The 13,068-nt window shown below is 64.3% G+C and carries 13 protein-coding genes; 12 read left to right on the plus strand and 1 reads right to left on the minus strand.

What is annotated here, in order from left to right; all coding sequences use genetic code 11:
- Positions 1 to 221: 221 nt before the first annotated feature.
- The 12 genes from ccoN (at position 222) to GEV38_RS18965 (ending at position 12,258) form a co-directional block, all read left to right on the plus strand.
- On the plus strand, positions 222 to 1,664 hold the full coding sequence (gene ccoN, locus GEV38_RS18910) for a cytochrome-c oxidase, cbb3-type subunit I (RefSeq protein WP_015271137.1): 1,443 nt from the start codon (positions 222 to 224) through the stop codon (positions 1,662 to 1,664).
- Positions 1,664 to 2,272: a cytochrome-c oxidase, cbb3-type subunit II gene (ccoO, locus tag GEV38_RS18915; protein ID WP_013973496.1), complete on the plus strand. Its 609-nt coding sequence runs from the start codon at positions 1,664 to 1,666 to the stop codon at positions 2,270 to 2,272. The genes ccoN and ccoO overlap by 1 nt, the downstream gene beginning before the upstream one ends.
- Before the next feature lie 5 nt (positions 2,273 to 2,277).
- On the plus strand, positions 2,278 to 2,475 hold the full coding sequence (locus GEV38_RS18920) for a CcoQ/FixQ family Cbb3-type cytochrome c oxidase assembly chaperone (RefSeq protein ID WP_015271138.1): 198 nt from the start codon (positions 2,278 to 2,280) through the stop codon (positions 2,473 to 2,475).
- Positions 2,472 to 3,452, plus strand: coding sequence for a cytochrome-c oxidase, cbb3-type subunit III (gene ccoP, locus GEV38_RS18925; RefSeq protein WP_015271139.1), 981 nt, complete (start codon positions 2,472 to 2,474; stop codon positions 3,450 to 3,452). The genes GEV38_RS18920 and ccoP overlap by 4 nt, the downstream gene beginning before the upstream one ends.
- A gap of 259 nt (positions 3,453 to 3,711) precedes the next feature.
- On the plus strand, positions 3,712 to 5,127 hold the full coding sequence (gene ccoG / locus GEV38_RS18930) for a cytochrome c oxidase accessory protein CcoG (protein WP_054572584.1): 1,416 nt from the start codon (positions 3,712 to 3,714) through the stop codon (positions 5,125 to 5,127).
- Positions 5,128 to 5,142: 15 nt separating this feature from the next.
- On the plus strand, positions 5,143 to 5,667 hold the full coding sequence (locus GEV38_RS18935) for a FixH family protein (protein ID WP_054572585.1): 525 nt from the start codon (positions 5,143 to 5,145) through the stop codon (positions 5,665 to 5,667).
- A gap of 155 nt (positions 5,668 to 5,822) precedes the next feature.
- Positions 5,823 to 8,297 (plus strand): heavy metal translocating P-type ATPase, encoded by a 2,475-nt coding sequence (locus GEV38_RS18940; RefSeq protein ID WP_054572586.1) that lies wholly within the window; start codon positions 5,823 to 5,825, stop codon positions 8,295 to 8,297.
- The gene (ccoS, locus tag GEV38_RS18945; RefSeq protein WP_013973501.1) at positions 8,276 to 8,491 is read left to right on the plus strand and encodes a cbb3-type cytochrome oxidase assembly protein CcoS; all 216 of its coding nucleotides are present in this window, start codon (positions 8,276 to 8,278) and stop codon (positions 8,489 to 8,491) included. The genes GEV38_RS18940 and ccoS overlap by 22 nt, the downstream gene beginning before the upstream one ends.
- The gene (locus tag GEV38_RS18950; protein WP_054572587.1) at positions 8,484 to 9,167 is read left to right on the plus strand and encodes a sulfite exporter TauE/SafE family protein; all 684 of its coding nucleotides are present in this window, start codon (positions 8,484 to 8,486) and stop codon (positions 9,165 to 9,167) included. Before ccoS ends, GEV38_RS18950 begins: the two co-directional genes overlap by 8 nt.
- Before the next feature lie 185 nt (positions 9,168 to 9,352).
- Positions 9,353 to 10,735 (plus strand): oxygen-independent coproporphyrinogen III oxidase, encoded by a 1,383-nt coding sequence (hemN, locus tag GEV38_RS18955; protein ID WP_015271144.1) that lies wholly within the window; start codon positions 9,353 to 9,355, stop codon positions 10,733 to 10,735.
- Between the two features lie 184 nt (positions 10,736 to 10,919).
- The gene (fnrA, locus tag GEV38_RS18960; protein WP_015271145.1) at positions 10,920 to 11,654 is read left to right on the plus strand and encodes a Crp/Fnr family transcriptional regulator FnrA; all 735 of its coding nucleotides are present in this window, start codon (positions 10,920 to 10,922) and stop codon (positions 11,652 to 11,654) included.
- 55 nt (positions 11,655 to 11,709) lie between these two features.
- Positions 11,710 to 12,258 (plus strand): adenine phosphoribosyltransferase, encoded by a 549-nt coding sequence (locus GEV38_RS18965; protein WP_054573138.1) that lies wholly within the window; start codon positions 11,710 to 11,712, stop codon positions 12,256 to 12,258.
- Positions 12,259 to 12,400: 142 nt separating this feature from the next.
- On the opposite strand, the gene recR is transcribed toward GEV38_RS18965, so the two are convergent.
- Positions 12,401 to 13,003, minus strand: a complete 603-nt coding sequence (recR, locus tag GEV38_RS18970; protein ID WP_003259670.1) for a recombination mediator RecR — start codon at positions 13,001 to 13,003, stop codon at positions 12,401 to 12,403.
- Positions 13,004 to 13,068: the final 65 nt, after the last annotated feature.

Genomic DNA, 13,068 nt, shown 5'->3' on the forward strand with positions numbered 1-13,068 from the left:
ATAAAAAGCTTGACCGATCGATCAGAAAAAGGCGAAAAACGGTACACATTACAAATATTTATTTGTGTACAATCGTCCAGACCCGATCGCTGCGGGACATCAGTGAACGGGCTCGGGCACGGGTCGGCGTACCAAAGTTGCGTTGCAGTAACCCCGGTGGTTATCAATACTGGCGCCGATTTTTCGACCAACAAGAACATCAAAACCGTGGAACCTTAGCAATGAGCACAGCAATCAGTCCGACTGCTTATAACTATAAGGTCGTCCGCCAGTTCGCCATCATGACGGTGGTCTGGGGGATCCTTGGCATGGGCCTCGGCGTCTTCATCGCCTCGCAGCTGGTATGGCCGCAACTGAACCTGGACCTGCCCTGGACCAGCTTCGGCCGTCTGCGCCCGCTGCACACCAACCTGGTGATCTTCGCCTTCGGGGGCTGTGCGCTGTTCGGCACCAGCTACTACGTGGTGCAGCGCACCTGCCAGACCCGGCTGATCTCCGACAGCATGGCCGCCTTCACCTTCTGGGGTTGGCAGGCGGTGATCGTCGGGGCGCTGATCACCCTGCCGATGGGCTACACCACCACCAAGGAGTACGCCGAGCTCGAGTGGCCGCTGGCGATCCTGCTGGCCATCGTCTGGGTCACCTACGGGTTGGTGTTCTTCGGCACCATCGTCAAGCGCAAGACCAAGCACATCTATGTCGGCAACTGGTTCTACGGCGCCTTCATCGTGGTTACCGCGATGCTGCACATCGTCAACCACATCTCGCTGCCGGTAAGCCTGTTCAAGTCGTACTCGGCCTACTCCGGCGCCACAGACGCGATGATCCAGTGGTGGTACGGCCACAACGCCGTGGGCTTCTTCCTCACCACCGGCTTCCTGGGGATGATGTACTACTTCGTACCGAAGCAGGCCGAACGCCCGATCTACTCGTATCGCCTGTCTATCGTGCACTTCTGGGCACTGATCACCCTGTACATCTGGGCCGGCCCGCACCACCTGCACTACACCGCCCTGCCTGACTGGGCGCAGTCGCTGGGCATGGTGATGTCGATCATCTTGCTGGCGCCAAGCTGGGGCGGCATGATCAACGGCATGATGACCCTGTCCGGTGCCTGGCACAAACTGCGCACCGACCCGATCCTGCGCTTCCTGGTGGTGTCGCTGGCGTTCTACGGCATGTCCACCTTCGAAGGCCCGATGATGGCCATCAAGACCGTGAACTCGCTGTCGCACTACACCGACTGGACCATCGGCCACGTTCACGCCGGCGCCCTCGGCTGGGTAGCGATGATCTCGATCGGCGCCGTGTACCACATGATCCCGCGCCTGTATGGCCGCGAGCAGATGCACAGCGTCGGCCTGATCAACGCGCACTTCTGGCTGGCTACCATCGGTACCGTGCTGTACATCGCCTCGATGTGGGTAAACGGCATCACCCAGGGCCTGATGTGGCGCGCCATCAACGATGACGGCACCCTCACCTACTCCTTCGTCGAAGCACTGCAGGCCAGCCACCCTGGCTATATCGTCCGCGCCCTGGGCGGTGCGTTCTTCGCCACCGGCATGCTGCTGATGGCCTACAACGTGTTCCGTACCGTACGTGCCGCCAACCCGGCACAGGCTGAGGAAGCCGCCAAGATCGTCGTCGTGGGAGCGCACTGATGAAGCATGAAGCCGTCGAGAAGAACATAGGCCTGCTGGCCTTCTTCATGGTCATCGCCGTGAGCGTCGGTGGCCTGACCCAGATCGTCCCGCTGTTTTTCCAGGACGTCACCAACAAACCCGTGGAAGGCATGAAGCCGCGCACCGCGCTGGAGCTTGAAGGCCGCGATATCTACATCCGCGAAGGCTGCGTGGGCTGCCACTCGCAGATGATCCGCCCGTTCCGTGCCGAAACCGAGCGCTACGGCCATTACTCGGTGGCCGGCGAGAGCGTGTGGGACCACCCGTTCCTGTGGGGCTCCAAGCGTACCGGGCCGGACCTGGCCCGGGTCGGTGGCCGCTACTCGGACGACTGGCACCGTGCGCACCTGTACAACCCGCGCAACGTGGTACCGGAATCGAAGATGCCGTCGTACCCGTGGCTGGTCGAGCACAAGCTCGACGGCAAGGACACCGCGAAGAAGATGGAAGTGCTGCGCACCCTCGGCGTGCCATACACCGACGCCGACATCGCCGGGGCCCGCGACGCGGTCAAGGGCAAGACCGAAATGGACGCCATCGTCGCGTACCTGCAGGGTCTTGGCACCATCATCAAGAGCAAACGGTGACGCTGATGGATATCGGGATGATTCGCGGCCTGGGCACCGTCGTGGTGATGGTGGCCTTCGTGGGCCTGGCGCTGTGGGTGTTCAACCCACGGCGCAAGAAGGACTTCGACGAAGCGACCCAACTGCCCTTCGCGGATGACCCCGAGGCCTGCCGCCACGTCGAGCAAGAGCACGCAAAAGCTTCTGGGAGCAAAAAACAATGACAACCTTCTGGAGTCTGTACGTTACCGTCCTGACCCTGGGCACCATCTTCTCGTTGACCTGGCTGCTGCTGTCGACCCGCAAGGGCCAGCGCGAAGAGGTCACCGACGAAACCGTCGGGCATGCCTTCGATGGCATCGAGGAGTACGACAACCCACTGCCGAAATGGTGGTTCTGGCTGTTCGTCGGCACCATCATCTTCGCCCTCGGCTACCTGGTGCTGTACCCGGGCCTGGGCAACTGGAAAGGCGTCCTGCCAGGCTACTCATACCTGGATAACGACAAGCAGACCGAGTTTTCCAACGGCCAGCCGGGCTGGACCGGCGTGCACGAGTGGGAAAAGGAAATGGCCAAGGCCGACGCCCGCTTCGGGCCGATCTTCGCCAAGTTCGCCGCCATGCCCATCACCGAGGTGGCCAAGGACCCGCAGGCCCTGAAGATGGGCGCGCGGCTGTTCGCCTCCAACTGCTCGGTATGCCACGGCTCCGACGCCAAGGGTGCCTATGGTTTCCCCAATCTTACCGACAACGACTGGCGCTGGGGCGGCGAGCCGGACACCATCAAGGCAACCATCATGGGCGGCCGCCACGGCGTGATGCCGGCCTGGGCCGAAGTGATCGGCGAGCAGGGCGTGGCCGACGTGGCTGCGTTCGTGGTCAGCAAGCTCGATGGCCGCACGCTGCCAGAGGGCGTGAAAGCCGATGCCGAAAACGGTCAGAAGATCTTCGCCGCCAACTGCGTGGCCTGCCACGGGCCCGAGGGCAAGGGCACGCCAGCCATGGGCGCGCCGAACCTGACCCATCCGCAGGCGTTCATCTACGGCTCGAGCTTTGCCCAGTTGCAACAGACCATCCGCTACGGTCGCCAGGGGCAGATGCCGGCCCAGGAGCAGCTGCAAGGGAATGACAAGGTGCACTTGCTGGCGGCTTATGTGTATAGCCTGTCGCAGCAGGACCAGGCACCGGCCAAGGCCGAGTAAGCAGGCCTGGCCTCTTCGCGGGTAAACCCGCGAAGAGGCCGGTACTGAAAACACATTTGTTGCAGGCCCCATGACCTGGATCAATTGACACCTGCCATAACACGATTCATACCACGAACCCAACGCGACTAAAGGTCGCAGTGCAGCCCCATACTGCCATCAGCGGCGTATCATGGGCCGCAGAGCGCTAGCAGATTGCGCGAGACTGCGGCCGGCATGCACTGGCTGCGGCACTTCTCCACTGCCGTGGGACTTGATGATGAGCAAGCAAATTCCGGTACATGATGTCACCCCGCCTGCCAACAAAGGGAAGGATTCCGTCGACCTCTACGCCTCCCGGGAAAAGATCTACACCCGCGCTTTCACCGGCCTGTTCCGACGCCTGCGCATGGTCGGCGGGGCTGTGCTGTTCATGCTGTACTTCGGCACGGTGTGGTTGAACTGGGGCGGCCACCAGGCCGTGTGGTGGAACCTGCCCGAACGCAAGTTCTACATCTTCGGCGCCACCATCTGGCCGCAAGACTTCATATTGCTCTCGGGCATCCTCATCGTTGCCGCCTTCGGCCTGTTCTTCATCACCGTGTTCGCCGGCCGGGTGTGGTGCGGCTACACCTGCCCGCAAAGCGTGTGGACATGGATTTTCATGTGGTGCGAGAAGGTCACCGAGGGCGACCGCAACCAGCGCATGAAGCTCGACAAAGCCCCCATGAGCGGCAACAAGTTCCTGCGCAAGTTCGCCAAGCACAGCCTGTGGCTGCTGATCGGTTTCGTCACCGGCATGACCTTCGTCGGCTATTTCTCGCCGATCCGTGAACTGGCCATCGAATTCTTTACCGGCCAGGCCGACGGCTGGGCCTACTTCTGGGTCGGCTTCTTCACCCTCGCCACCTACGGCAACGCCGGCTGGCTGCGCGAGCAGGTGTGCGTGTACATGTGCCCCTACGCGCGCTTCCAGAGTGTGATGTTCGACAAGGACACGCTGATCGTTTCCTACGACCCGCGTCGTGGCGAAACCCGCGGCCCGCGCAAAAAGGACCTGGACTACAAGGCCGCCGGCCTGGGCGACTGCATCGACTGCACCATGTGCGTGCAGGTCTGCCCCACCGGCATCGATATCCGTGACGGCCTGCAGATCGAGTGCATCGGCTGCGCCGCGTGCATCGATGCCTGTGACAACATCATGGACAAGATGAATTACCCAAGGGGGCTGATCAGCTACACCACCGAGCACAACCTGTCCGGGCAGAAGACCCACATGCTGCGCCCGCGCCTGATCGGCTATGCCGTGGTACTGCTGGTGATGATGGTCGGCCTGGCCACCGCCTTCGCCACCCGTTCGCTGGTCGGTTTCGACGTCAGCAAGGACCGCGTGCTGTACCGCGAGAACGCCCAGGGCCGGATCGAGAACGTGTATAGCCTGAAGGTGATGAACAAGGACCAGCGTGACCACGTCTACGTGCTGGACGCCACCGGCCTGCCGGACCTGAAGCTTGAAGGCCAGCGCGAGATCCGCGTGGACGCTGGTGATATCGTCAGCCTGCCGGTGCAGCTGTCGATCGCGCCCGAGAAACTGCCATCGACCACCAACGAAATTACCTTCATCCTCAAGAGCGCCGATGACAGCGACGCCCAGGTTGAAGCCAAGAGCCGCTTCATCGGCCCACAGATCCGCTAAGAGAGATAACCCACAATGCCTGCCACCGCCGCCAGCCCCTGGTACAAGCACCTCTGGCCCTGGATCATCATCGGCATTCTCGCCACCTCGGTGTGCCTGAGCCTGACCATGGTCAGCATCGCCGTGCACAACCCGGACAACCTGGTGAACGACAACTACTACGAGGCTGGCAAGGGCATCAACCGCTCGCTGGACCGAGAACTGCTGGCGCAGACGCTGGGCCTGAAGGCCGGCGTGCACCTGGACGAGCTGACCGGCGAAGTGGACGTGCGCCTGGCCGGCAACAGCGACCCGCAGAGCCTGGAGCTGAACCTGATCTCGCCAACCCAGCCGGAGAAAGACCGCAAGGTGCTGTTGAGCCGGGTCGAGGCTGGGCGCTATGTGGGGCAGCTGGAGGACAAGGTTGACGGGCGGCGCTTCGTTGAGCTGCTGGGTAGCGAAGGTGGCCAGGTTTGGCGCTTGTTCGAGGAAGAGAAAGTGGAGCATGGTGTCACTTTGCAACTGGGTGACGAAGCCATTCAAGGCGCCGAGCACCTGTAGGAGCGGCCTTGTGTCGCGAAAGGGCTGCAGCGCAGCCCCAGCGATTCATGCACCGCTGCTGAAGTCCCGGGGCCGCTTCGCGGCCCTTTCGCGACACAAGGCCGCTCCTACAGGGATGCGCGCCAGCCGGCCGATTTGTGTAAGGCAATGATGTGATGACCCAGCCCACCCCCTGCTACCACTGCGCAATGCCCGTCCCCGCCGGCAGCCGCTTCAACGCCGTGGTCCTCGGTGAGTCCCGGCAGTTCTGCTGCCCCGGCTGCCAGGCAGTGGCCGAGTCGATCGTCGCCGGTGGCCTGGAACACTACTACCAGCACCGCAGCGACAACAGCGCCAACCCCGAGGCCCTGCCCAGGCAGCTACAGGACGAACTGGCCCTCTACGACCGCAGCGACGTTCAGCAAACCTTCGTTCGCCATGCTGGCGACCTGGCCGAGACCACCCTGCTGGTCGAAGGCATCAGCTGCGCCGCCTGCGGCTGGCTGATCGAAAAGCACCTGCGCAACCTGCCCGGCGTCGCCGAGGCGCGCCTGAACCTGTCCAACCACCGCCTGCTGCTGAACTGGGATGACAAGCAACTGCCGCTCTCGCGCCTGCTCGCAGAGCTGCGCCAGATCGGCTACGCCGCCCACCCCTATCAGCCCGACCAGGCCGCCGAGCAACTGGCCCGCGAGAACCGCAGCGCCCTGCGCCGCCTGGGCGTGGCCGGGCTGCTGTGGTTCCAGGCGATGATGGCAACCATGGCCACCTGGCCGGAATTCAACATCGACCTGTCGCCCGAGCTGCACACCATTCTGCGCTGGGTGGCGCTGTTTCTCACCATCCCCATCGTGTTCTACAGCTGCGCACCGTTCTTCAAAGGCGCGGCACGCGACCTGCGTACCCGCCACCTGACCATGGACGTTTCGGTGTCGCTGGCCATTGGCCTGGCGTTCGGCGCCGGTATCTGGACCGCCATCACCGGCAGCGGCGAGCTGTATTTCGACACCGTGGGCATGTTCGCGCTGTTCCTGCTAACTGGCCGTTACCTGGAGCGCCGCGCCCGCGAACGCACCGCCGCGGCCACCGCGCAGCTGGTCAACCTGCTGCCGGCCTCGTGCCTGCGCCTGGACGCCGTCGGCCGCAGCGAACGCATCCTGCTCAGCGAACTGCAGCGCGGTGACACAGTGCAGGTGCTGCCAGGCGCGGTAATCCCCGCCGACGGGCGCATCGTCGAAGGCCGCTCCAGCGTCGATGAATCGTTGCTGACCGGTGAATACCTGCCGCAACCACGGCGGGTCGGCGAGCGGGTCACCGGCGGTACCCTGAACGTCGAAAGCACCCTGAACGTGGAAGTCGAAGCCCTCGGTCACGACTCGCGGTTGTCGGCCATCGTCCGCCTGCTGGAACGCGCCCAGACCGAAAAACCACGCCTGGCCGAAATCGCCGACCGGGCCTCGCAGTGGTTCCTGCTGTTCTCGCTGCTGGCCGCCGCGGCCATCGGCCTGTGGTGGTGGCACCTGGACCCGGCGCGGGCGTTCTGGATCGTGCTGGCCATGCTGGTAGCGACCTGCCCCTGCGCGCTGTCCCTGGCCACGCCAACGGCGCTTACCGCAGCCACTGGCACGTTGCACAAGCTCGGCCTGCTGGTGACCCGTGGCCATGTGCTGGAAGGCCTGAACCAGATCGACACGGTGATTTTCGACAAGACCGGCACGCTGACCGAAGGCCGCCTGACCTTGCGCAGCATTCGACCGCTCGGCAGCCTGCCCGCCGACCGCTGCCTGGCCCTGGCCGCAGCGCTGGAGAACCGCTCCGAACACCCCATCGCCCGTGCCTTCGGCCGCACCGCCACGCCTGCTGACGAGGTGCAGACCGTACCGGGCCTGGGCCTGGAAGGGTTGGTCGAAGGCCAGCGCCTGCGCATTGGCCAGGCCACCTTCGTCTGCGCCCTGAGCGGCGCGGAAATCCCCGGAGTGCCAGAGCCGCGCGGCCAGTGGCTGCTGCTGGGCGACCGCCAGGGCCCGCTGGCCTGGTTCGGCCTGGACGACCGCCTGCGCGACGATGCCCCTGCCCTGCTGGCGGCCTGCAAGGCCCGTGGCTGGCGCACGCTGCTGCTGTCGGGCGACAGCTCGCCGATGGTTGCCGAAGTGGCCGCGCAGCTGGGCATCGACCAGGCCATCGGCGGGCTGCGCCCGGACGACAAACTGGACCGGCTGAAGGCGCTGCAGGCGGCCGGGCGCAAGGTGCTGATGCTGGGTGACGGGGTCAACGACGTGCCGGTACTGGCCGCCGCGGACATCAGCATCGCCATGGGCAGCGCCACCGACCTGGCCAAGACCAGCGCCGACGCCGTGCTTCTGTCCAATCGTTTGCAGGCGCTGGTACAGGCCTTCGAGCTATCCCGCCGCACCCGCCGCAACATCCTCGAGAACCTGCTGTGGGCGACCCTGTATAATGGCCTGATGCTGCCGTTCGCCGCGCTCGGCTGGATCACCCCGGTATGGGCAGCCATCGGCATGTCGGTCAGTTCGCTGATCGTGGTGCTCAATGCCCTGCGCCTGACCCGCCTGCCCCCGGCATCGGGTTTGCCATCGACCGAAGCGCCCCTGCCTGGGAGGAAGTCGCCATGCCCGCCCTCTATGTCATGATCCCGGCGGCCCTGCTGCTGGTCGGCGTGGCCGTGTACATCTTCTTCTGGGCGGTGGACAGCGGCCAGTACGACGACCTGGAAAGCCCTGCCCACAGCATCCTGTTCGACGACCAGGACCCGCGCCATCAGGCGGCGGTGAAACCTGACGACAGCAAGGCCGACACCGACAAGGAAAACCCGCCCCGTGCCTGACCTGCTGCCCCTGCTGGGCTCGGCGTTGATCCTCGGTTTGCTCGGCGGCGGCCACTGCCTGGGCATGTGCGGCGGCCTGATGGGCGCGCTGACCCTTGCCATCCCGCCTGAACAACGTGGGCGGCGCATGCGCCTGCTGCTCGCGTACAACCTTGGCCGCATTCTCAGTTATGCCTGTGCCGGCCTGCTGCTGGGCCTGGCCGGCTGGGCCGTGGCCAGCAGCCCGGCGGCGCTGGCACTGCGGGTGGTGGCGGCGCTGCTGTTGATCGCCATGGGGCTGTACCTGGCAGGCTGGTGGAGCGGGCTGACCCGCATCGAGGCGCTGGGCCGGGGACTGTGGCGGCATATTCAGCCAGCGGCGTCGCGCTTGCTGCCGGTGTCCAGCGTGCCTCGGGCGTTGTTGCTGGGGGCGCTATGGGGGTGGCTACCATGCGGCCTGGTATACAGCACCCTGCTGTGGGCGGCCAGTCAGGGCAATGCCGGGTACAGCGCGGCGCTGATGCTGGTGTTCGGCGTGGGGACCTGGCCGGTGCTACTGGCCACGGGGCTGGCGGCTGAGCGAGTAAACAGGTTGTTGAAACGGCGCAGTGTGCGGGTGGCTGGCGGGGTGCTGGTGATGCTGTTTGGTATCTGGACCATGCCGGGGCCGCATCAGCACTGGTTGATGGGGCATTGAGGGGGCCGCTTTGCGGCCCTTCGCGGGCTTGCCCGCTCCCACAGGATCATGTGTACCCCTGTGGGAGCGGGCAAGCCCGCGAAGGGCTGCAGAGCAGCCCCTATGCTCTTGATACAAATCAACACAGATTCCTACAGACGGCCATAGACTCCGGGGCACTGCTGCTCTTTCCGGGGACCACCCTCATGCTCGACGACCTACGTTGGGATACCGACCTGATCCGCCGCTACGACCTGGCCGGGCCACGCTACACCTCCTACCCGACCGCCGTGCAACTGCACAGCGAAGTGGGCTCGTTCGACCTGCTCCACGCCCTGCGCGAGAGCCGTCGGGCCGTGCGCCCGCTGTCGCTGTACGTGCACGTGCCGTTCTGCGCCAACATCTGCTACTACTGCGCCTGCAACAAGGTCATCACCAAGGACCGCGCCCGCGCTGCGCCCTACCTGCAGCGCCTGGAGCAGGAAATCCAGCTGATCGCCTGCCACCTCGATCCCAAGCAGCGTGTCGAGCAGTTGCACTTCGGCGGCGGCACGCCAACCTTCCTCAGCCATGTGGAACTGCGCCAGCTGATGGCCACCCTGCGCCAGCACTTCCACCTGCTGGACGACGACTCCGGTGACTACGGCATCGAGATCGACCCGCGCGAAGCCGACTGGTCGACCATGGGCCTGCTCCGCGAACTGGGCTTCAACCGCGTCAGCCTGGGCGTGCAGGACCTCGACCCAGCCGTGCAGCGCGCGGTCAACCGCCTGCAGAGCCTGGAGCAGACCCGCACCCTGATCGAAGCCGCGCGCACCCTGCAGTTCCGCTCGATCAACCTCGACCTGATCTACGGCCTGCCCAAGCAAACCCCGGAAGGCTTTGCCCGCACTGTCGAAGAAGTGATCCGCCTGCAACCCGACCGCCTGTCAGTGTTCAACTACGCCCACCTGCCCGAACGCTTCATGCCGCAACGGCGCATCGACAGCAATGACCTGCCCAGCGCGGCCGCCAAGCTGGAGATGCTGCACGCCACCATCGACCAGCTGACCGCCGCCGGCTACCGCTACATCGGCATGGACCACTTCGCCCTGCCCGACGACGAGCTGGCCATCGCCCAGGAAGAAGGCACCCTGCAGCGCAACTTCCAGGGCTACACCACCCATGGGCACTGCGACCTGATCGGCCTGGGCGTGTCGGCCATCAGCCAGATCGGCGACCTGTACTGCCAGAACAGCAGCGACCTCAACACCTACCAGGACAGCCTGTCCAACGCCCAGTTGGCCACCCAGCGCGGCCTGCTGTGCAACCACGACGACCGCATCCGCCGTGCAGTGATCCAGCAACTGATCTGCCATTTCGAGCTCGATTTCGAGCCGATCGAACAGGCATTCACCATTGATTTTCGCGGCTACTTCAACGACCTCTGGCCAGAACTGCTGACCTTGCAGCGCGACGGCCTGATCCGCCTGGATGACAAAGGCATCCGCATCCTGCCGGCCGGCCGCCTGCTGGCGCGCTCGGTATGCATGGTGTTCGACGCCTACCTGGCGATGCACAACCGCCAGCGCTTCTCGCGGGTGATCTGAACCGAGTCGTTCAACCGCATGGACAAAGTTCCTTGCCAGGCACACCATGGGCACAGCGAAGGCCCCGGCGCACACCCGCCGGGGCCGGGCCAGCTCGCACCACAACAGCGCACGCTGGCCTACAACCTATGCCGTGAGTTACCCTTACGTCTTATGTGTGCTTTCCCACAAGGATCGAATGAAAATGTCCGAGCCAGTCAAACTGCGCCCACACAACCAGGCCCATTGCAAGGACTGCAGCCTGGCCCCCCTGTGCCTGCCTCTGTCGCTCAACCTGGAAGACATGGATGCACTGGATGAAATCGTCAAACGTGGGCGGCCGTTGAAAAAAGGCGAGTTTCTGTTCCGCCAGGGCGACAATTTCGGCTCGGTCTACGCGGTACGTTCCGGCGCGCTGAAAACCTTCAGCCTCAGCGACAGCGGCGAAGAGCAGATCACCGGCTTCCACCTGCCCAGCGAGCTGGTCGGCCTGTCGGGCATGGACACCGAAGCCTACCCGGTGTCGGCCCAGGCCCAGGAAACTACCTCGGTGTGCGAAATCCCGTTCGAACGCCTCGACGAGCTGTCGGTGCAGCTACCGCAGCTACGCCGCCAACTGATGCGGGTAATGAGCCGGGAAATCCGCGACGACCAGCAGATGATGCTGCTGCTGTCGAAAAAGACCGCCGACGAGCGTATTGCCACCTTCCTGGTCAACCTGTCGGCACGCTTCCGCGCCCGCGGCTATTCGGCCAACCAGTTCCGCCTGAGCATGTCGCGCAACGAAATCGGCAACTACCTGGGCCTGGCGGTGGAAACCGTGTCACGGGTGTTCACCCGCTTCCAGCAGAATGGCCTGATCCGTGCCGAAGGCAAGGAAGTGCACATTCTCGACCCGATCCAGCTGTGCGCGCTGGCCGGTGGAGCAATGGAGGCCTGAGGCCGGCGTTTAGCGGGTATACTTGGGCATTCGTTTTCCCAGGATACCCGCAACAATGCACAGCGACGCCTTCGACCTCAAAGCCCTGATCCGCCCGGTAGTGGACTTCCCCAAACCGGGCGTGATCTTCCGCGATATCACCCCGCTGTTCCAGTCGCCGCGCGGGCTGCGCTATGTAGCCGACCAGTTCATCGAGCGCTACGTCGAAGCCGAGTTCAGCCACATCGGTGCCATGGATGCCCGGGGCTTCCTGATCGGCTCGATCATCGCACACCAACTGAACAAGCCGCTGATCCTGTTCCGCAAGCAAGGCAAGCTGCCGGCTGATGTGCTGAGCGAGGGTTACCAGACCGAGTACGGCGAAGCCTTCCTGGAAGTGCATGCCGACAGCCTGTGCGAAGGGGATTCGGTGTTGATCTTCGATGACCTGATTGCTACGGGCGGTACGCTGCTGGCAGCGGCCAACCTGGTGCGCCGGACCGGTGCGCAGGTGTTCGAGGCGGCGGCGATCATCGATCTGCCGGAGCTGGAGGGGTCGCGCCGCTTGCAGGCTGCGGGTGTGCCGACCTTCTGCCTGACCGAGTTTTCGCTCAGCGAGTACTGAGTTGGGTTTTGGGCTGCTTTGCAGCCCATTCGCGGCACAAGGCCGCTCCTACAGGGACCGCGAACACCTGGATATTGCGCGGTGCCTGTAGGAGCGGCCTTGTGCCGCGAATGGGCCGCAAAGCGGCCCCAACAATTCTCGATCAGAGCGAAATCGGCCGACGCCCTGCAAACGCATGGGCCAAGGTCCCACCATCCACCAGCTCCAGCTCGCCGCCCAGCGGTACACCATGGGCAATCCGCGACGCCACCAGACCCTTCTCGCTCAGCAACTGGGCAATGTAATGCGCCGTCGCCTCCCCTTCCACCGTCGGGTTGGTCGCCAGGATCACCTCGGTGAAGGTGCCCTGCTCCTCGATCCGCGCCATCAGCTGCGGAATCCCGATCGCCTCGGGCCCCAGCCCGTCCAGCGGCGACAAGTGGCCCTTGAGCACGAAGTAGCGACCACGGTAGCCGGTCTGCTCCACTGCATACACATCGGTCGGCCCTTCGACTACACACAACTGGGTATCGTCACGGCGCGTGTCGGCGCATTGCGGGCACAGCTCCTGCTCGGTCAGGGTACGGCACTGACGGCAATGCCCAACCCCTTCCATGGCCTGGGTCAAGGCCTGTGCCAGGCGCAGGCCGCCGCTGCGGTCACGTTCGAGCAATTGCAGGGCCATGCGCTGGGCGGTTTTCTGACCGACACCCGGGAGAATACGCAGGGCATCGATCAGTTGGCGGATGAGAGGGCTGAAGCTCATGGGAAAGGCCTGACAAATCAATAAGAGGCGGTTTATACCCAGCGGGGGCAGTGGCGTCAAATCAG

This window comes from Pseudomonas sp. 13159349 (assembly GCF_013305685.1).
Classification (GTDB): Bacteria; Pseudomonadota; Gammaproteobacteria; order Pseudomonadales; family Pseudomonadaceae; genus Aquipseudomonas; species Aquipseudomonas asiatica.